The organism is Cellulomonas fimi ATCC 484 (genome assembly GCF_000212695.1).
In the GTDB taxonomy this organism is placed as follows: domain Bacteria; phylum Actinomycetota; class Actinomycetes; order Actinomycetales; family Cellulomonadaceae; genus Cellulomonas; species Cellulomonas fimi.
On the sequence record NC_015514.1, the window covers coordinates 1,333,487 to 1,353,714 of the forward strand.

Sequence of the window (20,228 nt, forward strand, 5' to 3'; positions counted from 1 at the left end):
CCCGTCACGCAGGCCGGTGACGGTGCCACGATGCCCGTATGACCACCGTCCCGGTGTCCCTGCACGCCCTGCTCACGGAGCCCTTCGCGCCCACCCCGCCCGTCGCGTGGCGCCGCGACCGGTGGCAGGAGTGGGCGGAGCGGATGGGCGACGGGTTCGCCGTGGTCGACGGGCTCGGCGACACCCTCGACCGCGCCGAGGTCGCGGCCGTCGTCGACGACGAGCTCGCACGCGGGCGCACCGTCGCGGCGTTCGTCGCGGCCGCCGCCTGGGTGCACGGCGACGCGGGCGACGCCGCGTACCGCGCGGCGACGGTGCTCGCCGGGACGCGCCGGCCCACGCGTGCCGACGACCGGGTGGTGGGAGCGCTCCACGACGCCGCCGAGGTCGCCCGGCACGACGGTCCGGTCGCCGCGCACCGGACCGTGCTCGCGCGTCGCCTGCACGGGCTGGCCGGCCCCGCCCTGACGGCGTGGCTGCACTTCGTCTCGGCGCGACGCGACCCCTACGGCCCGCACGCGGCGCCCGTCCTCGACGCGCCGGTCCGGCGCCGCCTGGCGACCCACGCGGGCCTCGCCGTCCGCGACGACCGCACGCTCGACTACACCCGCTACGTCGAGCGGCTCGCCACCTGGGGCCGCCCGTTCGGGCGCACGCCCGTGCAGGTCGAGGCCGCGGTCCGGGCTCTCGGCGACCTGCACTGACCCTCAGGCGCCGCCCTGGGCGATCCGCTCCAGCTCGGCCACGTGCGCGGCCCACTCGGCGGGCGTGAGGCCGGGCAGGTTGCCGTTGCCCGCGCGCAGGCCGACCGTGCCGTCCGCGAGCTCGCGCAGGATGTCGGCGTGCCCCGCGTGGCGCGTCAGGTCGGAGATGACGTGCACGAGGACGAGGTGCAGCGGGACGGGGTTGTCCTGCGCCCGCCACCAGGCGACCTGCCCGGGCGTGTCGAGGGGCGCCGTGAGGATCAGCTCGTCCGCGAACGCCCACACGCGCCGGTACAGCGCGACGACGTCCTCGACGGACTCGTCGGCCGACGCGAACATGTCGGCGTTGGGCGGCGCGTCCTCCCGGTACCAGGCCAGCGCGTCGAGCCCGGGGAACTCGCGACCGAACGTCTCGCCGAAGTACCCGATCTCGACGCCCGCGGCGTGCTTCACCAGCCCGAGCAGGTTCGTGCCCGTCGGGGTGCGTGGCCGGCGCAGCGCGCGCTCGTCGAGCCCCTCGAGCTTCCACAGGAGCGCGTCGCGCGCGCTCTGCAGGTAGCGGTGCAGCACGGTCCTCGCGTCGTCCACCCCGACAGGCTGGCGCGGCGCGCACGGTGGGGCAAGCCTGCGGCCTCAGGCGACGCCGGCCTCCCGGGCCGCACGGACGGCGTCCGCGACCTCCCCCGTCCACGGCTCGCCGTGCCCCGGCAGGACGGTGTGCCGCCCGGTCGGCAGCCTGCCGAGCGAGTCGAGCGCGACCTGCGCGTCCTTCGTGCCCGCGCGGGCCACGACGCGGGGACCCGTGCGACCGGTGTACGGGTCGAGGGTGACGAGCGCGTCACCCGTGAGCAGGACGCCACGGTCCGGCAGGTGCAGCGCGAGGTGGCCGTCGGTGTGCCCCGGGCAGTGCACCGCGCGGGGTCTGCCGGGCACGTCCAGCACGGCGTCCTCGCAGACGAGGTCCGTCGGCGACACCCCCGGCACGGCGAGCGCACCGCGGGCAGCCATCGCCAGGAGCCCCGGCAGTGCGCGCGGGTGGCGCACGAGGTAGCGGGAACGCGGCCGGCCGTGGTCGTACCGGTAGGGGTGCTCCAGCAGCGCCGCGTCGGCCTCGTGCGCCCAGACGCGCACGCCGAGCGTCTCCACGGCGCGGCGAGCGAAGCCGACGTGGTCGAAGTGGCCGTGCGTCACGACGAGCGCGCGCACCTCGCGCGGGGTCGCACCGAGCAGCCGCACCGCCTCGCCGGTCGCGCGCCACATCGCGGGCAGCCCCGCGTCGACGAGCGTGACGCCGTCGTCGGCCGCGACGACGTAGCACGCGGTGCGTCCGGCGTAGACGCGGGCGACACCGTCCGCGACGAGGTCCACGATCACGAGCGTTCCTCTCGGGTCGTCCGGGACGCGTGGGGCGTCACCAGGGGAGCGGGGCAGGGTGCGGGGCGCCGACGCGTGCCGCGCGGTACGCGGGCCGGCGCACGGCGGCGGCCCACGGGTAGGTCGCCAGGCCGTCGGGGCAGTGCACGACGGGGTCGACGCGGACGTCGGAGTCGACGGACGGGCCGTGCGGGGGGTCGAGCTGCACGGCACCCCAGCGGTGCCACCGTCCCCGCGCGTGCGCGGACCGCAGCTCCACGTCCAGGCCGCCGTCCACCCGACGCGTCACCACGGCACCGAGGACGACCGGGCCGGCCGGCGTGCGGAACGGCATGAGCGTCGTGAGCGGCCCCGACGTCACGTCCCGGCGCAGCGCCAGGACGAAACGGGACACCGTCCCGAGCCCGGCCGAGGACAGCAGCAGCGCCTGCGGACGGCCCGCGCGCTCCCACCGCACCGCGAGCCCGTGCACGTCGGGCCACGGTCGCGGCAGCCCCGCCGCGCGGGACACGCGCACCACCGCGGGTGCCGTGCACGGCTCGACCGCGCCGGGTGCGCCCGGGTCGAGGCCGACCTGGACCGTCCCGCGCAGCACCACGCCGCGCGGGTGCAGCGGACGACGCCCGGTGACGCGCGCGGCGGCGCCCAGGAGCCCGCCGAGGGCGACGCCGACGGCGCGCGCCGGCCCGGCGAGGAGCTGGTGCGCGGCGCCGCCGGCGCGCCCGACGGGGAGCGGGCGCTCTCCCCGCGCGGTGGTCACCGCGTCCGGGTCGCGGTCCGGTCGCGGGCCGGCCAGAGCGCGATCGCGAGACCCGCGAGCGCGCTGACCAGGTGCAGGCCGTTGTCGGCGCCGTTGATGTTGAGGATGTTCGCGTCCGGGTCGTTCGCCACCACGAGCCCGTAGACGAAGGTGGCGCCGTAGCCGACCGCGAGGATCCAGCCGTAGGTGCGGGCGCGCGCCAGCGTCGACCACAGGACGACGCCGAGCACGCCGATGAGGATGTGCACGATGTTGTGCAGCGGGTTGATCGCGAAGCCGAGCAGCGTCTGCGAGTGGTCGTGCTCGGTGAACCCGTCGAAGCCCGTGACGGCGAAGCCGACGAGGCCGACGAGCAGGTAGACCACGCCGATGACGAGGGCGAGGTACTGCGCGGGGTGACGCTGCCGCGTGGTCGCGGCTGAGCGGGTGGTGTCCGTCATGCGAGTGCTCCTCCGGACGGCCCGGCGCTCGCGGACGCACCGCCGGGGCCTGGAACGCCGCGGGCTCGACGCGTCCTCCCAGCATGGCGGCGCGCCGGGCCGCACGCACGCCGGGGCGTCAGGACCGGTGACCTGTGCCCTTCGCCTGCCGGCGCGCGCGGACGGCCAGCGCCGTGATGATGCCCGCCGTGACGACGAGGATCGCCACGATCGCGAGCGTGCGGCCGGGCGTGAGCGGGCCGAGCTGGTCCTCTCCCGACTCCTGGTGCGGGCCCGCGCCGCCCTCGCCGTAGGTCGCCGTGGAGCGCGGGCTCGGGTCGCTCGTGCTCGGGGTCTCGTCGACGGACGGGCTCGTGCCCGGCTGCTCCACGACCGGGTCGTCGGTCGCGGCGCTCGCGGGACCGGCACCGCCCGCGGCGGTGAGCAGCACGGCCCCGAGCGTGACGGTGAGCAGGGCGACGAGCACGGCCCGCAGGCGCGTCGCCGGGTGGTCGGCGCTGCGGCGGCGCGTCGGGCGGGCGGGGGTGGGAGCGGGCACGGCGGTGCCTTCCGGGAGCGGGGGACGCCGCGGCCTGACGCCCTCCCACCGTGCGGCGCGTGGGGGCCTGGCGCAACCGCGGGCCGGCGTTCTCCCTCGGCGAACGGGGCCCTCGCGGGGCTTGGCACTCGCCGGTCGAGAGTGCTAACACAGGAGATGTAGCCGAGCCCGGCGGCGGACCGCCGGGCAGGACCCCGGGGCACGGGCGGTCCGTGCCTCGACAGCGAGGAGGTGAGGGGCGTGGCTACCCGTTTCGACCCGTTCCAGGAGATGGACCGGCTGCTCGGCCAGATGTTCGCCGCGGACCGTGCCTCGGCCACGATGCCGATGGACCTGTACCGGTCCGGCGACCACTACGTCCTGCACGTGGACCTCCCGGGCGTCGACCCCGGGACGATCGACGTGAACGTCGAGGACCGCACCCTGACGATCCGCGCGCAGCGCACCTCGCGCACCGAGCAGGACGTGCAGTGGCTCGCCAAGGAGCGCCCGGTGGGCACCTACGCCCGCCAGCTGACGGTCGGTCGCGGTCTCGCGCTCGACGCGATCAGCGCGACCTACACCGACGGTGTGCTCACGCTCTCCATCCCGGTCGCCGAGGAGGCCAAGCCGCGGCGCATCGAGGTGCAGCACGGCGAGCAGACCGCCCAGATCGGCTCCTCCGCCGACACCACCGCCTGACGCGCGGCCAGCGCCGCGCGCCGCACCCGGACGGCCCCGCACGGACCCCCCGTCGCGGGGCTGTCCCGTGCGCTCAGTCCAGCGCCAGCGACGCGAGCGCCGCGCCGAGCACCAGACCCACACCCGCCAGCCACACGAGCGTCGGCAGGCGCTGCCAGAACGTCCGCCTCACCGCAGCACCACCCGTCCGTCCCGGACCTGGACGTCGACCTCGTCGAGGTCGGCCGTCGCCGGGCCCCGGACCACCGCGCCCGTGCGCGCGTCGAACGCGCTGCCGTGGCACGGGCAGCGGATCTCGCCGCCCGTCACGCCGCCGACGAGGCAGCCCTGGTGGGTGCACACCGCCGTGAACGCGTGCACGTCGTCCCCGTCGCGCACGAGCACCAGCCGGCGGCCGTCGAGCACGACGCCGCCCCCGTCCGGCACGTCGGTCACGGCGAGGAGCGTCTGCCCGTCGCCGTCTCCAGCGGCGTCGCCCCGGTCGTCGTCTCCGCCCTTTTCCCGGCCGTCGTCACCCCGGTCACCGTCGTCCTCGTCGCTCTCGTCGTCGACCCGGTCCCCGTCCCCGGTGCCCCCGTAGCCGCCGTCCCCGTCGCCCCGTGGCGCGAGCGCGGTCATCCCCACGTACCCGACGACGCCGGCGACGAGCGTCACGCCCGCCGCCTCGAGCACCGCCCGGCGCCCGGGCCCGCCGTCGCCGACCTCGCCGCCCGCACGGTCCTGGCTGTCGCCGCTCACGTCCACCACCTCCCGCGCCCGCCGCTAGACCCGGGCAAACCCGGGCTGGGTGAAGAACCAGGCCGCCGACGTGAACCACACGACGACGAGCAGCGCCGCGACGAGCGCACCCAGCACGGGCAGGACCGCGGACGGCAGCCGCGGCAGGCGCAGGGCGAGCATCTTGGCGGCGAACGCCCCGTAGAACAGGCACCCCGCGGCGCCGTGGAGCACGACGCGCGGGCTGTCGTCCTCGAAGCCGAGCGACCAGACGCACTGGAACGCGACGGGCAGGGTCAGCAGGAACGCGACGACGCCGCTCCACCGGTGCGCGAGCGCGACCCACGCGGGTGCGTCGCGGCGCACGCCGGGCAGCCGCCCCCACATCGCCAGGGCGGAGGACACCTGCACCAGGACCAGCAGGGCGGCCGCGGTCGTGAACCACGACTTCATCTGCAGCATCCCGCTGAACCACAGGGTCAGCAGCGCCTGCCCGTCGCCGGGGTGCGCGTCGGCGTAGGCGGCGAGGGTCGCCGCGACCGCCAGGCCGAGGCCCGTCACGCCCGCGAGCGCCCACTGCCACCGCGCCGTGGCCGGCGCCTGCGCCACCCCCATGCGCCCCACCCTCGCGGTGCCGGGGGTGCGTGTCCACACGGGCCGGGGGCCGGCGAGGACGGCGGCGGCCGCCCCGGTGCACCCGGGACGGCCGCCGCCGTGCTGCGGACCGGCGTCAGCTGCGCGGGCCCCCGATCGGCGGGACCGCGTTGTGCACGAGCTCGAGCGCCATCTGCGGGAACCACGCGCCCGCGGCCGGGCCCGGGTAGCCGCGGACCGGGTCGATCCCGCTCTCGGGCGCCCAGCGGAAGCACTGGCCGTCGGACTCGCCGGGGATCTTCACCCACAGGTACGCGTCGACGTAGGGGTCGCCGGTGCTGGTCGTGGGGCGCGGGCCGAGGCCGCGGTCCGGCGGGTTGCACCACTCCTGCGCGTCGCCGGCCGGGCGGTCGGCGGGCGCGGTCCACGGGCCCTGCCCGTTGCGGCTCGTGTCGATGACCGCGTGCGCGAGCACCTCGGGGCCGCTCGGCGGGTTGGCCGCGTTCGTGACGTTGTCGAGGTACCACTGGTCGGTCAGGCCCCACGTCGAGAAGTCGTTCGGGTCGGCCGGGTAGTACTGGCTCCCGCAATGCTCGAAGTGGCCGAGCCGCCAGCCGCCCTCGGCGTCGTTCGTGCCGTACCAGAGGCACTGCGACACCCAGCTCGCGTACTTCACCTGGCGCTCGGTGAGCTGGTAGTTCGAGACGTTGAGGAAGAAGCCGTCGGTCTTCGCGACCCCGGCCTTGTGCAGCCGGTCGGCGGCGTCGCCGGCACCGAGCCACCCGCTGTGCGTGCCGTCGAGGTACAGCGACACGTTCGGCAGCGCGGACAGGCGGTCGACCGCGCCGCTGAGCTGCGCGAACCGGTCCGCCGCCGCGGTCGCCGGGTCGGCCTCGGCCGGCTGGCACCACTCCTGGTCGCCGTTGATGGTCGTGTACCAGGGGATGATGCCGAGGCCGTCGGGCTCGAGCAGGACGATCGCCTCGCTCTTGCCGATGCCCTTGGCCAGGCCGTCGACCCACGCGAGGTAGGACGCGGTGTCGAGAGCGCCGCCCGCGGAGTACTGGGCGCAGTCCCGGAACGGCAGGTTGTAGGCGACGATCACGGGGACCGCGCGCTGCTTCTTGGCCTGCCGGACCGTCGAGTCGACCGCCTTGCGCACCTCCTGCGGGGTGCCCTTCGTGAACCAGACGGCCTGCGGGGTCGCGACCATCTTCTTCAGGGCCTTGGCGTCGGCGTACTGCCGGTCGCGCAGGAGCTGGGCGATCTGCTCGGTCGCGCCGGGGTTCGGCGGTGGCGTGTAGAGACGGGTCGTGCCGGACGGGTACCCGTGCGGGGGGCCGCCGTGCGCGGCCGCGGGTGACCCCGCGAGGAGTGAGAGCGCTACCACGGCGGTCGCGGTGAGCGCGGCGAGAGGGGTGCGGAAGGGTCGGGCCACGGGAGGCTCCTACGTCGTTGTCGGATGACCGGTGCCGTGCACGGCGCCACGGGTGGTGCGCCGCAAGGGTGAGCATGACGACCCGGACGGACGAGGGCAAGAGGGACGGGACGCCCCGCAGGGCCCGTCGTGGCCCGCCCGGCGCGCCGTAGGGTGACCGCGTGCGCCTCCACCGCGACCCCCGCCTCGTCGTGGCCGTCGCGGCCGGCGGCGCCGTCGGCACGGTCGCCCGGTACGGGCTCGCGCAGCTCCTGCCGCCCGGCGACGGGGTGCCCTGGGCGACGCTGACCGCCAACGTCGTGGGGGCCTTCCTGCTCGGGCTGCTGCTCGAGGCCCTCGCACGGTCGGGCCCGGACGTCGGCCGTCGGCGCCTCGCGCGGCTCGGTCTCGGCACCGGTGTCCTCGGCGGGTTCACGACGTACTCGGCCTTCGCCGTCGAGCTCGACGCGCGCCTGCGGGACGGGCACGCGCTGCTCGCGCTCGGCTACGCCGCGGGCAGCATCGCGCTCGGGCTCGCCGCGTGCGCGCTCGGCGTCGTGGTCGGGGCACGGCGGGCGGCGCCGTGACGGTCCTGCTCGTCGCGCTCCTCGGCGGCCTGGGAGCCGCGACGCGGTTCGTCGTCGACGGCGAGATCCGCGCACGCGTGCCGCAGCGTCTGCCGCTGTCGACGATGGTCGTCAACGTCAGCGGGTCGCTGCTGCTGGGCGCCCTCGTCGCCGCGCACGTGCACGGGCTGGTCCCGGACGTCCTGCTCGTCGCCGCCGGCACGGGGTTCTGCGGCGGCTACACGACGTTCTCCACCGCGATGATCGAGTCCGTCCGCCTTCTGCAGGCGGGCGCCTACGGGCGTGCCGCCGTCGCGACCGTCGGGACGCTGGTGCTCGCCGTCGGCGCCGCCTCGGCCGGCTACGCGGTCGTGTCGGCGCTGGCCTGAGCCGCCGCGGGCGGCAGGCCCGGACCGCCCGCACCCGTGACGACGGCGTCGTCGGTCCCGGTGACCGGGTGCCGACGCCGCCACCAGCGCACGGCGGCGACCCACGCGGCGACGACCGCCCCGACGAACGCGAGCCACGGCAGCAGCACGCCGACCACGACGACGACCGCGCGCAGCGCGACGACGAACGACTGCCAGCCCACCGCGAGACCGTCGAGGAAGCTGCGCGGGCCGGGGTCCGCCGCCGCAGGGACGATGCCGGGCCCGTACAGCTCGACGGTGAGCGTCGACAGCGCGACGGCGTCGGCGAGCCGGGCGCGCTGCGCCTGCAGCTCCTCCAGGCGGGTCTGGCGCTCCGTGAGGGCGTTCTCCGCGTCGACGACGTCCTTCGTCGTGGTCGTCCGCGCCAGCAGGTCCTCCATCCGCGCGACCGAGAGCTCCAGGCCGCGGATCCGGGCGTCCAGGTCCTGCGCGGCCGCCGTCACGTCCTGCGCGTCGAGGTCGATGCTGTCGACCCGGCCGAGCTCGCGCACCGCGTCCACGGTGGCCGTCACCTCGTCCGACGGCACCCGGATGGTGAGCGACGCGGTGCCCGCCTCGGCGTCGGTCGCCGCGTGCTCGGTCCGGGAGTCGACGCGCCCCCCGGTCCGCTCCGCGAGCGCGACCACGGCATCCGCCGCCGCCTGCGGATCGTCCACCGTGACCCGCAGCGACCCCGTCTGGACGACCTGGCGGTCCGCCTCCTGCGTCGCGCTCTCGACCGCGCTCCCCACGACGCCCGCCTCCGCCCCGCCGTCGGCGGCCACGTCGGGGGCGACCGCGCCAGCCTCGTCGGCCGCGGACATGTCGGCACCCGACTCGCCGCCCGCCGAGCAGCCCGCGAGGAGGCCGGCCGCGCACACGAGCGTGGCGGCGAGCGTCGCCCAGCGGCGACGGGGGAGTCGGGAGCGCGTCGTCGATGTCATGGTCGCGACGCTAGGGGTGCGCGGGGGGTGGCCGGGGCCAGGTTGGCCGGATCGTGACGCGGCGCCGCGGATGTGGCCGGATCGTGACGTCACCGTCGCCCGATCGGGCCCGCGACCAGCGCAAGGACGGCGGCCGTCGGCACAGCGCCGCGTCCGCGCGTGCAGGTCACAGGGCGAACGCGTGGGCCGTCCACAGGTGCACCGCGGCGTAGGCGCGCCACGGGCGCCACGCCTGCGCGGCCGCCTCGACCGCACGCGTCCCGTCGGCGCCCAGGGCCCGCCGGAGCACCACGTCGCCACCGGGCAGGGCGTCGCGGTCGGCCAGGACCCGCAGCGCGAGGTACTCGACCGTCCAGGGCCCGACCCCCGACAGCGCGTGCAGCCGGCGCCGCGCCTCGACGCGGTCCACGTCGGGACCCAGGTCCAGCCCTTCGGCGAACGCCGTCGCCACGGCATGCAGCGCCCGCGCCCGGGCGCCCGTGACCCGCACGGTGCGCTGCACCTCGTCGGGGTCGAGCGCGGCGATCGTCTCCGGCCGGGGGAACAGCAGGAACCCGTCCGGGCCGGGCTCTCCCCACGCCGCGGCGAGCCGCCCGGAGAAGGTGCGCGCCGCGGCGAGCGACACCTGCTGGCCCAGCACGGTCGTCAGCGTCGCCTCGAACCCGTCGAGGTGCCCGAGCACCCGCAGGTGCGGCCGGCGGCGCACGAGCGGTCCGACCACGCGGTCGGGCCCGAGCGCGTCGACGACCGCGGCCAGGTCGTCGTCGAGGCCGAACCAGCGCGTGGCGACGGCTCGGAGGGCCGGGTCCGGTGCGTCGCCCCGCACCTCGACGCGGTCGTCCGTCAGCCGCGCCGTGACGAGGGTCGCGCGGCCGCCGAGCACGACCGCGCGCGTCACCTCGGCACCGTCCACGGTCTCGACGCCGGGGACCGCGTGCGCCGTGAGGGACGCCAGCAGGGGGGCGGGGTCGAGCGGCACGTCGAGCCGGACGGGCGTGGCCACGCGGCGCGGGCCGGACGGCGTGCCCGGCGGGAGGTTCGGGCCGCCACGGGGCGACGTGCCGGCTCCCGGACCGGGCAGGTCCGGCGTGGTGGCGGCGGGCGCAGGACGTGGGCGGGGGACGGACCCCGGGGTGCGGCCCGGCGGCGGCAAAGCGGTCACCCCGCCGACTGTAGGTCCGGCCGCCCACGCATCGCCCGCACCTCCTGGACGTCCGTTCGAGGTGCGCTGCGCGCCAAGCAGTGGTCAAATGGTGCAAGCCGATCCCGTCAGCAGCCCGGATCGGCCAGTTGCGGGTCACCGCGCATGCCGAGGGTCCGACGAGAGTCGGGCCGCCCGTCAGGGTTCAGGGAGTGCGCCACGCCTCGTGCCGGCGAGACGCCTCTCGAGCGCCCCGCCCCCGTCGCCGGGGGCGGGGCGCCTGCATGTCCGGCCGGCCCGCGCGGCCGCGGCCGGACATCCGGCGCCGTCGCGTCGCGGAGTGCGACCCCGGCCCGGAGGTGCGTCGACGGGCGTGCTGCCTACGCTGGCGGGATGCCGCCGTTCGCGCTCCTCGCGGCCGCCCCGCCCGCGCTCCCGTCCCCCCTCCCGCCCGCGCTCGCCTCCGCCCCGCCGCCCGTCGCGTCGTTCGCCGCGCTGCCCGCGGCGACGCCCGCCCCCGACGAGTCGGTCGTCGACGAGGTCGGCGGGGTCGTCGGCCCCGTCGTCGCCGTCGCGGCGGGGATCGTCGTCGCGTACGTCGTCGCCACGCTGGTCGGCGTGCTCGTGCGCCGCCTCGCCCGTCGGTCCGCGGTCGCCGCGGACCTCACCCGGCGCTCGCGCCGCCCCACGCGCGCGGTCCTGCTCGTCGTGGGTGTCTGGGTCGCGCTGCGGCTGAGCACCGAGCCGTCGCCGTGGCGGGTCACGGTCGAGCACGTGCTGCTGATCCTGCTCATCGTCGCCGTCGCGTGGCTGGTCGGGAGCCTCGCGTTCGTGCTCGAGGACGCCGCGCTCGCGCGCTACCGCATCGACGTCGAGGACAACCGCCGCGCGCGGCGGGTGCGGACGCAGGTGCAGCTCCTGCGGCGGATCACCGTGGCCGTCCTCGTCCTGTGCGCGGTCGCGGCGATCCTGCTCACGTTCCCGTCGGCGCGCGCGTTCGGGGCGAGCCTGCTCGCGTCCGCGGGTCTGCTCTCGATCGTCGCGGGCCTCGCCGCGCAGAGCTCGCTCGCCAACGTGTTCGCGGGTCTGCAGCTCGCGTTCACCGATGCGATCCGCGTCGACGACGTGGTCGTCGTGGACGGCGAGTGGGGGCGCATCGAGGAGATCACCCTCACCTACGTCGTCGTGCACGTCTGGGACGACCGGCGCCTCATCCTGCCCTCGACGCACTTCACGACCACGCCGTTCGAGAACTGGACCCGCCGGCAGGCCGAGCTGCTCGGCACGGTCGAGCTCGACCTCGACTGGGAGGTCCCCGTCGACGCGATGCGCGCCGAGCTCAGCCGGCTGCTGGAGGCCACCGACCTGTGGGACGGCCGCGTCGGGATCCTCCAGGTCACCGACGCCGTGGGCGGGTCCGTGCGGGTGCGGGTCCTCGCGAGCGCCAAGGACGCGCCGACGCTGTTCGACCTGCGCTGCTACGTGCGCGAAGGGCTCGTCGGCTGGCTGCAGCGCGAGGCGCCGGAGGGTCTGCCGCGCACGCGCTGGGAGGGACGGGGGCCCGTCGAGGAGGCGAGCGCTCGTCGCGGCGCGGTCGACCGGGAGCCCGACGGGCGTGACGCGGACCGGCGCGCGGTCGCTCCGGGGGGCGTGGCCGGGCGCACCGCCGACGACCACGTCGGCGCGGGCACCGGCGACGGCGGCCCCACGTCGACGGGCAGCATCGTGGCGGACACGGCCCCAGCGGGCACGGCTCCCGCGGACACGGCCCCCGCGAACACGGCCCCAGCGGACGGGGGCCCCGCGGACGGCGCCGGCACGCGGGCGCCCGTGCGCCGCAGCCGGCGCGAGCGGCAGCGCGACGAGCGCCAGGCCGACGACACGATGCTGCTGCCACCCGCGGCCCAGGACGCGCGGCTGTTCACCGGCAGCATCGACGCGCTGGAGCGGTCGCGGTCCTTCCAGGGTCCGGGCCAGCAGGCGTTCGACGAGCGCGAGCAGCAGGCGGGCGAGGGGGACCCGCGCCCGGAGCCGCGCCCGTGACACGGCACGCGGAACCCGCGGGCGGGCTCGTCGTGCGGCCCGTGAGCCGTGCGCGGCTCGTCGAGCACGTGGTCGAGCGCATCCCCGTCGGCGGCCGGCGCGTCGTCGTGGTCGACGGGGCGGGGGTGACGAAGCCGGCGGAGCTCGCCGACGCGCTCGTGGAGCCCCTGCGCGCCGCCGGCCGCGACGCGGTGCGGGTCTGCGCCGACGACTTCCTGCGGCCCGCGTCCGTGCGGCTCGAGCACGGCCGGCACGACCCCGACGCGTACCTGGAGGACCGGCTCGACGTCGGCGGCCTGCTGCGCGAGACGCTCGACCCGTTCCGGACGACGGGCCGCTACCTGCCGACCCTGTGGGACGCGGCACGGGACCGCGCCACCCGGGCGCCCTACGCGACGGCTCCGGACGGTGCCGTGCTGGTGCTCGACGGCGACCTGCTCCTCGGGCGCGGCCTGCCCGCCGACCTCACGGTCCACCTCGCGGTCCGGCCCGCGACGCTCGCCCGCCGGCTGCCCGAGGACGAGCGCTGGCTCCTGCCCGCCTACGCGCGCTACGCCGCCGAGACCGACCCCGAGCACACCGCCGACGTGGTGGTCCGCGTCGACGACGCGTCCCACCCGGCCCTCGTCGTCCACGCCTGACGCGTCCGGAGCACCGCGCCGACGTCAGCCCAGGGCGGCCGTGAGCCGCGTCGTGAGGCGGGCGACCGCCGCGCGCAGGTCGTCCGGGCCGACGACGCGCAGGTCCGCTCCGAAGAGCGCGACGACCGCGGCGAGCCCGTCCCACGACCACGCGCCCTGCACGAGGCGCGTCCGGCCGTCGCCCAGGTCCTCGACGAGCGCGCCGCGACCGGCCCAGCGGCGCACGGCGTCGGCGGGCATGTCGAGCACGACCTCGCCGACGCACGGCCAGTCGACGGACTGCCCGAACTTCGCCGCGACGAACCCCGCGACGTCGCCGCCGGGCAGCTCACGCGGGGTGAACCGGGGACCCGTCGGGGTGCGCGGCGTCATCCGGTCGACGCGGAACGTGCGCCAGTCGGCGCGGTCGAGGTCCCAGCCGACGAGGTACCAGCGCCCGCCCCACGTGACGAGGTGGTGCGGCTCGGCGCGACGCGGCGGGGCGACCTCGCCCGCGGCCGGTGCGGACCCGCCGTCGTAGTCGAACCGCAGCACCTCGCGGGCGCGTACCGCGGTGCCGACGGCCAGCAGCGTGTCGGGGGAGACCTCGGGGTGGTCGGGCCGCGGGCCGCGCGCGACGGCGGTGACCTGGAGCGCGTCGGCCGCCGCCCGCAGCCGCGCGGGCATCACCTGGCGGACGGTCGTGAGCGCACGCACGGCGGCCTCGTCGACACCCGCGATGCCCGTGGAGGCGGTGCGCAGCGCGACGACGAGCGCGACGACCTGCTCGTCGTCGAGCAGCAGCGGCGGCATGTGGGAGCCGGCGTCGAGGCGGTAGCCGCCGTCGGGCCCCTTCGTCGCGCGCACGGGGTAGCCGAGGTCGCGCAGGCGGTCCACGTCGCGCCGGACGGTGCGCGGGCTGACGCCGAGCCGGTCGGCGAGCAGGTCGCCGGGCCAGTCGCGACGCGCCTGCAGCAGGGACAGCAGGGACAGCAGGCGGGCGGACGGCGTCGACATCTGCCCAGACTGCCACGAGGTAGCGGACAGGATCTGACCGCTACTGCCGGGACAGTGGGTGACGTACCGCCGACCATCCGGACAGGAGACCGCCCATGATCCGCACCCGAGGGCTCACGAAGGACTTCGTGGTGAGCCGCACCGAGACCGTGCACGCCGTGCGCGGCATCGACCTCGACGTCGCCCCCGGCGAGCTCGTCGCCGTCCTCGGCCCGAACGGCGCCGGCAAGACGACCACGATGCGCATGCTCACCACGCTCATCCGCCCGACGGCGGGCAGCGCCGTCGTCGCCGGGGCCGACGTCAGCACCGACCCCGGCACGGTCCGCCGCAACATCGGCTACGTCGGGCAGGGCAACGGCGCCGGGCACGTGCAGCGCGCCGCCGACGAGCTCACCGTGCAGGGTCGCGTCTACGGCCTCGACGCCCGCACCGCGCGCCGGCGCACCGACGAGCTCCTCGACGCGCTCGACCTGCGGCCGCTCGCCCGGCGCAAGGTGTCCGACCTGTCCGGGGGCCAGCGTCGACGGCTCGACGTCGCGCTGGGCCTCGTGCACGCGCCGCAGCTGCTGTTCCTCGACGAGCCGAGCACGGGCCTCGACCCGCACACGCGCGCCAACCTGTGGGAGCACATCCTGCGGCTGCGCGCCGAGCACGGCATGACGATCGTGCTCACGACGCACTACCTCGACGAGGCCGACACCATGGCCGAGCGCGTCGTCGTCGTGGACCACGGCCGGGTGATCGCCGACGACACCGCCGACGCCCTCAAGCGGGACCTCGCGGGCGACCGGCTCGTCCTGCGCGCCGGGGCCCCCGGCGCTCCCGACGGACGGTCCGCTGCCGCCGCGCTGGCCGCGCTCGTCACGCGCCTGCCCGGGGCGCGCGACGTCACCGTCGACGGACCCGTCGTCGAGGCGCGCGTCGCCGACGCGGCCGCCGCCGTCCCGCAGGTCGTCGTCGCCGCCGCGTCCGCCGGCCTGACCGTCGCGTCGGCGCAGGCGGTCCGGCCCACGCTCGACGACGTCTTCCTCGCCCTCACCGGCCGCAGCCTGCGCGACGAGGGCGCCCCCGCCGCACCGACCGACGACCCCGCCGACGCCACCACCGACAGCACCCGGAAGGACGCCGCATGAGCACCGCGACCCTCACCACCCCGCCCGTCACGACCCCGGCGGCCGCGCCCGCCGTCCACCGGTCCTGGTTCGGCGACGTCTGGCTCGTCATGACCCGCGAGCTGCGGCCCGTCGTCCGCGAGCCGTTCTCCGTCGTCTTCGGGCTCGTCCAGCCGCTCGTGTTCCTCGCGCTGTTCGGGCCGCTCCTGGTCGGCTCGGTCGGCGAGTCCGGGCTGTCCGGCGCCGACGTCTGGCAGTGGTTCGTGCCGTCGATCCTCGTCATGACCACCCTGTTCGGGACCTCGACGACCGGCTCGAACCTGCAGTACGAGATGCAGACCGGCGCGCACGAACGGATGCTCGTGACCCCGCTGTCCCGCTCGTCGCAGCTCGTCGGCCGCTCCCTGAAGGAGATGGTGCCGCTGACGGCGCAGGCCGTGATCGTCGTCCTCGTCATGCTGCCGTTCGGCTTCCGCGCCGACCCCGTCGGCGGGGTGCTCGGCATCGCGATGCTCGCCGTGCTCGGCATCGGGATCGGGTCGCTGTCCTACGCGCTCGCGATCGCCGTCCGCAAGCAGGAGTGGATGTTCTGGGTCGTGCAGCAGACGTTCCTGTTCCCGCTGCTCATCCTGTCCGGCATGCTCCTGCCGCTCGAGTCCGGGCCGCAGTGGATGCGCGTCGCGTCCGCGTTCGACCCGCTGCGGTGGGTGGTCGACGCCGAGCGCGCGCTGTTCGCGGGCGACCTGGGCGCGGCCGCCGTCGGCTGGGGCTGGGTCGCCGCCGCCGCGACCGCGGTCGTGGGGCTCGTCGTCGGGGTCCGGACGATCGTGCGCTCGACCGACTGACCCGCGTCCGGACCTCACAGGACGGATCGGCCGCGCGTCTTCCTCGTGGAGGGCGCGCGGCCGGTCGTCGGTCGCGGGGGAGCGGCGGGGTTGTCGGGAGGAGCGGGCAGGATGAGCGGCATGGGTGTGCGGGTGGTCGAGCGACCCGACGGGCCGACGGTGCACGCCGTCGTCGAGTCGGGCATGGGGCCGGTGACCCTGATCGGCGTCGACGAGGTCCTCACCGGCCTGCTGCTGCCCTCGACGCGCGAGCGCAACGTCGTCGCGGCCGGTGCGTACGGCCCGCGCACCGGCACCGCCCTGCGCGCCGCCGCGACCCAGGTCACCGAGTACCTCGCCGGCGACCGCACCGAGTTCGACCTCGACGTGCACCTCGTCGGCTCGGCGTTCCAGGTGCGTGTCTGGGAAGGGCTGCTCCGCATCCCGTACGGCACCACGTGGACCTACGGCGAGCTCGCCGCCGACATCGGCCACGACCCCCGCACCTCGTCGCGTGCGGTCGGTGCCGCGAACGGTGCCAACCGCATCGCCGTCGTCGTCCCGTGCCACCGCGTCATCGGGGCGAACGGCACCCTCACCGGATTCGCCGCGGGCGTCGAGCGCAAGCGCTACCTGCTGGACCTCGAGAGCCCGCCGGTCGCGCCGGAGCCGACCCTCCTCTGAGGCAGGACGAGCACCGCAGCGCAGCGTGCCGGTACCGGCCTGTCGCCCGACCGGGTCGGACTCGTCCGCACCTCCGCGGACGTGTCGGTGGCCGGCCCTACCGTCCGACCATGCCCATGATCGACACGCCCCGGCTCGCAGCCTTCGTCGTGCGCGCGAAGCGCCAGACCTACATCGGTGACGGAGCGCACGGCCCCTCCTGCCGCCCCGGCACCGTGGACCTGCCGTACGCCGAGGGGGACCTCTCCTACCTGGACAGCTACGCCGGGGGTGCCGACTTCCTCGGTCAGGAGCTCGTGTCCCACGACGGGACGCCCGTGTGGGCCATGAACTACTACGGCTACCTGCTCCGTCCGGACCTCATCACTGCCGAGTCCTCAGGCGCAGTGCTCAAGGCCGCCCTCACCCGTCTCTACGCGCAGGGACGGTTCCTCGGTGGGTGGGAGCACCGTCACGAGGAGCATCTCTACCGCGACACGAACACCGGCGACGTCACACACTTCGAGGGTCGCGAGTGGATCGAGACCGACGGGGTCCCCAGCTACGAGCTCCTCTACCACGGCGGCCTGGTCCGCTGGTGAGACGCCCCCGACGCCGGCGGACGCCGAGGGTGGAACGCTCGACGCCCCGATCGTGCAGGTCTCCGTGTGGCGGGACGGCGTCGCCTCCGAGGCCTGGGTCGCCGCTTTGCCAACACGGCGATGTTCCACTGCAGCGCGTCGCGCACCGTGAGACCGCGATCGACCGCCGTGGCATCGAGCCCGTCGGCCAGGGTCACGATCCGTTCGGCAGCCTCGATCATCTCGGCGACGAACAGGCCGTCACGCCGCACAGAGCGTCCGAGCCTCGGCCTCGACCTACGGCACGCAGAGCGGCGAGTCGCCGATGCGCCCCGTCGACTCCTGCCAGGACGGCCTGATACCGAGAATGAAACCGTCGAGCCATGGCGATGACTCTCCGGCTCGACATGGCCGAGACCGAGGCCCTGCGGCGCCGCGCCGAGGTCGAGCACCGCTCGATGCAGGACGTGGCGCGCCAAGCCGTTCGCGACTACATCGAGCGAACATCACGTGACGATCTCATCAATGCCGTCATGGAGAGCGAGCTCCCCCGCTACGCCGAGGCGCTCGAGCGTCTCGGTCGATGATCTACCTCACCGCCGAGGAGCTCCTTGCTGTCGCGCGACGGGTCGTCGGCGACCTCGTGGTCCGAGACGTCGGTCTGATCGAGTCCGCCGCAGCCCGTCCCCGGACTCAGATCGGCGGTGCCGACGCGTATCCGGACCTCCTCGCCAAGGCAGCGGCACTCCTGCACTCGCTGACTCGCAACCGCGCCCTGGTGGACGGGAACACGCGACTGGCGCTTGCCGGCACCATCGTGTTCCTCGGCGTCAACGGAACACGGCTGACCGCGACGAACGACGAGGCGTACGACCTCATCATGGACGTCGCGGCCGGCCGCGTGGACGACGTCGAGAGCATTCGCGCCCGCCTCCTCCGGCTCACCGGAGCCTGGTGAGCCGGAGCGCGACGTGAGCGGGCAAGGCCACCCTTGTCCCTCTCCTGACGCACCCGCCCACGGCCTGCTACCCCGTGCGATCACCTCGTCGTCGAGGACGCCTCGGCACGGCGCGGCATGTGAGGATCGGCGGGTGACCGGTGCGGATGTCGTCGTCAGTGCGCTCGCGATCAACGTGACGATCCCTGCGGACCTGAGGTGGACGGACGAGCGGCGCGGCGAGGCGTTCGAGCTGCAGACGCTCAACGTGCGGCTGCTCCCGGACGGGACGCTGGCCGCGAAGGCGTACGGGCGACCGGTCGCGGGCGGGCGGGGAGCGTACGTGTCGTTCCGCGTGCCGGACCGGCCGGAGCTCGCAGCGCTCGTCGCAGCGGCGGCGGACCGGGCGGCAGAGCGATGGGCCGCGCACGGAGGTCTTGGCTGACACCAGCGACCGGCGCATCGAGCTGCTGGGCCGCCCGGGTGGTGGACACCCCGGCGCGAAGCGGTGCGGGTCGGCGGGAGGGCTGCGTCGAGCCCACGGCGCACCCGCCCACGAGGACGACGGAGGGCAGCACCGCGAGCGCGCCACGACGCGTGACCTGCATGGGCGCACGGTGACCCCGTGGTTGCCGCGCTGCACGTCGGGCGTCGCGCCCGGCGCGGGCCGGCTCGGGATGCGCACGGCGCGGTGCGGTGTCAGCGTGGAGCGATGACGACCCCCGACGACACCCCCACCACCCCCGACGACGGCACGCTGCCCCCGGACGACACGTCGACGCCAACGGCCCGCTCGGTCGAGGGCGAGACGCCCGACCCCGACGCCGACCCCGGGATGCTCAACCCGCGCACGGGTGCGCAGGCGTCCGGCGAGGAGGGCACGGGCTACGACGACCCCGATGCGGACCCCGCGAACCTCAACCCGCGGGAGGGCTGACGGTGCGGGCCCTCACCTGGCAGGGCCGCGAGAAGGTGTCGGTCGAGACGGTGGCCGACCCGACGATCCAGGACCCGACGGACGCGGTCGTGCGCGTCACGTCGACGGCGATCTGCGGCTCGGACCTGCACCTGTACGGCTTCCTCGGCGCCTACCTGGAGCGCGGCGACATCCTCGGGCACGAGGCCATGGGTGTGGTCGAGGCGGTCGGTGCGGGCGTGCAGAACCTGCGCGTCGGCGACCGGGTCGTGGTGCCGTTCGGGATCGCGTGCGGCACGTGCTTCATGTGCCGGCGCGGCCTGCAGTCGCAGTGCGAGACGACGCAGGTGCACGAGCAGGACAAGGGTGCCGCGCTGTTCGGGTACACGTCGCTGTACGGCAGCGTGCCGGGCGGGCAGGCGCAGTACCTGCGCGTCCCGCAGGCGCACTACGGGCCGGTGGTCGTGCCGGACGACGGCGAGCCTGACGAGCGGTACCTGTACCTGTCGGACGTGCTGCCGACGGCGTGGCAGGCGGTCGAGTACGCCGACGTCCCGGCCGGCGGAACGGTGGTCGTCGTGGGCCTGGGGCCGATCGGCCAGATGTCGGCGCGGATCGCGCGGCACCGCGGCGCGGCTCGGGTGATCGGGCTCGACCTGGTGCCCGAGCGGCTCGCGATGGCGCAGCGGCACGGGATCGACGTGATCGACGTCGGCAGCACGGACGACGTGCTCGGTGCGGTCCGGGACCTCACCGACGGGCGCGGTGCGGACTCCGCGATCGACGCGGTCGGCATGGAGGCGCACGGCTCGCCGCTCGCGGCGGGTGCGCAGCGGGCCGCGGTCGTGCTGCCCGACGCCGTGGCGCGGCCGTTCATGGAGAAGGCCGGCATCGACCGGCTGGCGGCGCTGCGGACCGCGATCGAGACCGTGCGGCGCGGGGGGACGGTGTCCGTGTCGGGCGTGTACGGCGGCGCGGTCGACCCGTTCCCGCTCATGGACATCTTCGACCGCCAGCTCACGTTCCGGTTCGGCCAGGCGAACGTGCGGCGGTGGACGGACACGCTGCTGCCGCTCGCCTCCGACCCGGCGGACCCGCTCGGGGTGCTCGACCTGCGCACGCACCGGGTCCCGCTCGAGGACGCGCCTGCGGCCTACGCGATGTTCCAGAAGAAGGAGGACGGCTGCATCAAGGTCGTCCTGGACCCCGGAGCCTGACGGTGACGC

The 20,228-nt window shown here is 75.9% G+C and carries 26 protein-coding genes; 15 read left to right on the forward strand and 11 right to left on the reverse strand.

Going from position 1 to position 20,228, the window contains the following annotated elements; genetic code table 11:
* Positions 1-38 precede the first annotated feature (38 nt).
* Positions 39-704, forward strand: coding sequence for an 8-oxoguanine DNA glycosylase OGG fold protein (locus CELF_RS06130; RefSeq protein WP_013770381.1), 666 nt, complete (start codon positions 39-41; stop codon positions 702-704).
* Positions 705-707: 3 nt separating this feature from the next.
* On the opposite strand, the gene CELF_RS06135 is transcribed toward CELF_RS06130, so the two are convergent.
* The 5 genes from CELF_RS06135 to CELF_RS06155 all read right to left on the reverse strand — a co-directional run bounded on the left by CELF_RS06135 (position 708) and on the right by CELF_RS06155 (position 3,816).
* The gene (locus tag CELF_RS06135) at positions 708-1,292 is read right to left on the reverse strand and encodes a DinB family protein (protein ID WP_013770382.1); all 585 of its coding nucleotides are present in this window, start codon (positions 1,290-1,292) and stop codon (positions 708-710) included.
* A 45-nt stretch (positions 1,293-1,337) separates the two neighbouring features.
* On the reverse strand, positions 1,338-2,078 hold the full coding sequence (locus CELF_RS06140) for an MBL fold metallo-hydrolase (RefSeq protein ID WP_013770383.1): 741 nt from the start codon (positions 2,076-2,078) through the stop codon (positions 1,338-1,340).
* Between the two features lie 37 nt (positions 2,079-2,115).
* Positions 2,116-2,838, reverse strand: coding sequence for a hypothetical protein (locus tag CELF_RS06145; protein WP_013770384.1), 723 nt, complete (start codon positions 2,836-2,838; stop codon positions 2,116-2,118).
* A complete protein-coding gene (locus CELF_RS06150) occupies positions 2,835-3,278 on the reverse strand; it encodes a DUF4383 domain-containing protein (protein ID WP_013770385.1) in 444 nt (147 codons plus the stop codon). Before CELF_RS06150 ends, CELF_RS06145 begins: the two co-directional genes overlap by 4 nt.
* A gap of 118 nt (positions 3,279-3,396) precedes the next feature.
* Complete coding sequence (locus CELF_RS06155) at positions 3,397-3,816, reverse strand: hypothetical protein (RefSeq protein ID WP_013770386.1); 420 nt, start codon at positions 3,814-3,816, stop codon at positions 3,397-3,399.
* 240 nt (positions 3,817-4,056) lie between these two features.
* Here CELF_RS06155 and CELF_RS06160 point away from each other — a divergent pair, with 240 nt between their 5' ends.
* A complete protein-coding gene (locus tag CELF_RS06160) occupies positions 4,057-4,497 on the forward strand; it encodes an Hsp20/alpha crystallin family protein (RefSeq protein WP_013770387.1) in 441 nt (146 codons plus the stop codon).
* A gap of 168 nt (positions 4,498-4,665) precedes the next feature.
* On the opposite strand, the gene CELF_RS06165 is transcribed toward CELF_RS06160, so the two are convergent.
* From CELF_RS06165 to CELF_RS06175, 3 genes are all read right to left on the reverse strand, one after another.
* Entirely contained in the window at positions 4,666-5,235 is a 570-nt protein-coding gene (locus tag CELF_RS06165) for a Rieske (2Fe-2S) protein (RefSeq protein ID WP_013770389.1), read from the reverse strand.
* Between the two features lie 24 nt (positions 5,236-5,259).
* Complete coding sequence (locus CELF_RS06170; RefSeq protein WP_013770390.1) at positions 5,260-5,829, reverse strand: DUF6529 family protein; 570 nt, start codon at positions 5,827-5,829, stop codon at positions 5,260-5,262.
* A gap of 115 nt (positions 5,830-5,944) precedes the next feature.
* Positions 5,945-7,246 (reverse strand): glycoside hydrolase family 6 protein, encoded by a 1,302-nt coding sequence (locus CELF_RS06175; RefSeq protein WP_013770391.1) that lies wholly within the window; start codon positions 7,244-7,246, stop codon positions 5,945-5,947.
* A 161-nt stretch (positions 7,247-7,407) separates the two neighbouring features.
* On the opposite strand from CELF_RS06175, the gene CELF_RS06180 reads away from it, so the two are divergent.
* Positions 7,408-7,812 carry a fluoride efflux transporter FluC gene (locus tag CELF_RS06180; RefSeq protein ID WP_013770392.1) on the forward strand — a complete coding sequence of 135 codons (405 nt, stop codon included), beginning with the start codon at positions 7,408-7,410 and terminating at the stop codon, positions 7,810-7,812.
* Positions 7,809-8,180, forward strand: coding sequence for a fluoride efflux transporter FluC (locus CELF_RS06185; RefSeq protein ID WP_013770393.1), 372 nt, complete (start codon positions 7,809-7,811; stop codon positions 8,178-8,180). The genes CELF_RS06180 and CELF_RS06185 overlap by 4 nt, the downstream gene beginning before the upstream one ends.
* Here CELF_RS06185 and CELF_RS06190 read toward each other — a convergent pair.
* Complete coding sequence (locus CELF_RS06190) at positions 8,153-9,145, reverse strand: DUF4349 domain-containing protein (protein ID WP_013770394.1); 993 nt, start codon at positions 9,143-9,145, stop codon at positions 8,153-8,155. The genes CELF_RS06185 and CELF_RS06190 overlap by 28 nt on opposite strands.
* A gap of 166 nt (positions 9,146-9,311) precedes the next feature.
* A complete protein-coding gene (locus CELF_RS06195; protein ID WP_244851211.1) occupies positions 9,312-10,307 on the reverse strand; it encodes a DNA-3-methyladenine glycosylase family protein in 996 nt (331 codons plus the stop codon).
* A gap of 372 nt (positions 10,308-10,679) precedes the next feature.
* Between CELF_RS06195 and CELF_RS21510 the strand changes: the two genes are divergently transcribed.
* Positions 10,680-12,329, forward strand: coding sequence for a mechanosensitive ion channel family protein (locus CELF_RS21510; RefSeq protein WP_013770396.1), 1,650 nt, complete (start codon positions 10,680-10,682; stop codon positions 12,327-12,329).
* Positions 12,326-12,970: a nucleoside/nucleotide kinase family protein gene (locus tag CELF_RS06205; RefSeq protein ID WP_013770397.1), complete on the forward strand. Its 645-nt coding sequence runs from the start codon at positions 12,326-12,328 to the stop codon at positions 12,968-12,970. Before CELF_RS21510 ends, CELF_RS06205 begins: the two co-directional genes overlap by 4 nt.
* Positions 12,971-12,994: 24 nt before the next feature.
* On the opposite strand, the gene CELF_RS06210 is transcribed toward CELF_RS06205, so the two are convergent.
* Positions 12,995-13,966, reverse strand: a complete 972-nt coding sequence (locus CELF_RS06210; protein WP_013770398.1) for a helix-turn-helix transcriptional regulator — start codon at positions 13,964-13,966, stop codon at positions 12,995-12,997.
* Between the two features lie 95 nt (positions 13,967-14,061).
* Here CELF_RS06210 and CELF_RS06215 point away from each other — a divergent pair, with 95 nt between their 5' ends.
* The 9 genes from CELF_RS06215 (at position 14,062) to CELF_RS06255 (ending at position 20,219) form a co-directional block, all read left to right on the forward strand.
* Positions 14,062-15,102, forward strand: a complete 1,041-nt coding sequence (locus tag CELF_RS06215; protein WP_013770399.1) for an ABC transporter ATP-binding protein — start codon at positions 14,062-14,064, stop codon at positions 15,100-15,102.
* Positions 15,099-15,926 carry an ABC transporter permease gene (locus tag CELF_RS06220; RefSeq protein WP_013770400.1) on the forward strand — a complete coding sequence of 276 codons (828 nt, stop codon included), beginning with the start codon at positions 15,099-15,101 and terminating at the stop codon, positions 15,924-15,926. Before CELF_RS06215 ends, CELF_RS06220 begins: the two co-directional genes overlap by 4 nt.
* A 111-nt stretch (positions 15,927-16,037) precedes the next feature.
* Positions 16,038-16,589 (forward strand): methylated-DNA--[protein]-cysteine S-methyltransferase, encoded by a 552-nt coding sequence (locus CELF_RS06225; protein ID WP_013770401.1) that lies wholly within the window; start codon positions 16,038-16,040, stop codon positions 16,587-16,589.
* 110 nt (positions 16,590-16,699) lie between these two features.
* Entirely contained in the window at positions 16,700-17,170 is a 471-nt protein-coding gene (locus CELF_RS06230; protein ID WP_013770402.1) for a DUF5680 domain-containing protein, read from the forward strand.
* Between the two features lie 362 nt (positions 17,171-17,532).
* Entirely contained in the window at positions 17,533-17,736 is a 204-nt protein-coding gene (locus CELF_RS06235; RefSeq protein WP_170272028.1) for a ribbon-helix-helix protein, CopG family, read from the forward strand.
* Positions 17,733-18,107 (forward strand): type II toxin-antitoxin system death-on-curing family toxin, encoded by a 375-nt coding sequence (locus CELF_RS06240; RefSeq protein ID WP_013770404.1) that lies wholly within the window; start codon positions 17,733-17,735, stop codon positions 18,105-18,107. Before CELF_RS06235 ends, CELF_RS06240 begins: the two co-directional genes overlap by 4 nt.
* Positions 18,108-18,240: 133 nt before the next feature.
* A complete protein-coding gene (locus CELF_RS06245; protein WP_013770405.1) occupies positions 18,241-18,531 on the forward strand; it encodes a hypothetical protein in 291 nt (96 codons plus the stop codon).
* A gap of 267 nt (positions 18,532-18,798) precedes the next feature.
* Positions 18,799-19,023, forward strand: coding sequence for a hypothetical protein (locus CELF_RS06250; RefSeq protein WP_013770406.1), 225 nt, complete (start codon positions 18,799-18,801; stop codon positions 19,021-19,023).
* 2 nt (positions 19,024-19,025) lie between these two features.
* A complete protein-coding gene (locus CELF_RS06255) occupies positions 19,026-20,219 on the forward strand; it encodes a zinc-dependent alcohol dehydrogenase (protein ID WP_013770407.1) in 1,194 nt (397 codons plus the stop codon).
* The last annotated feature ends 9 nt before the right edge of the window (positions 20,220-20,228 follow it).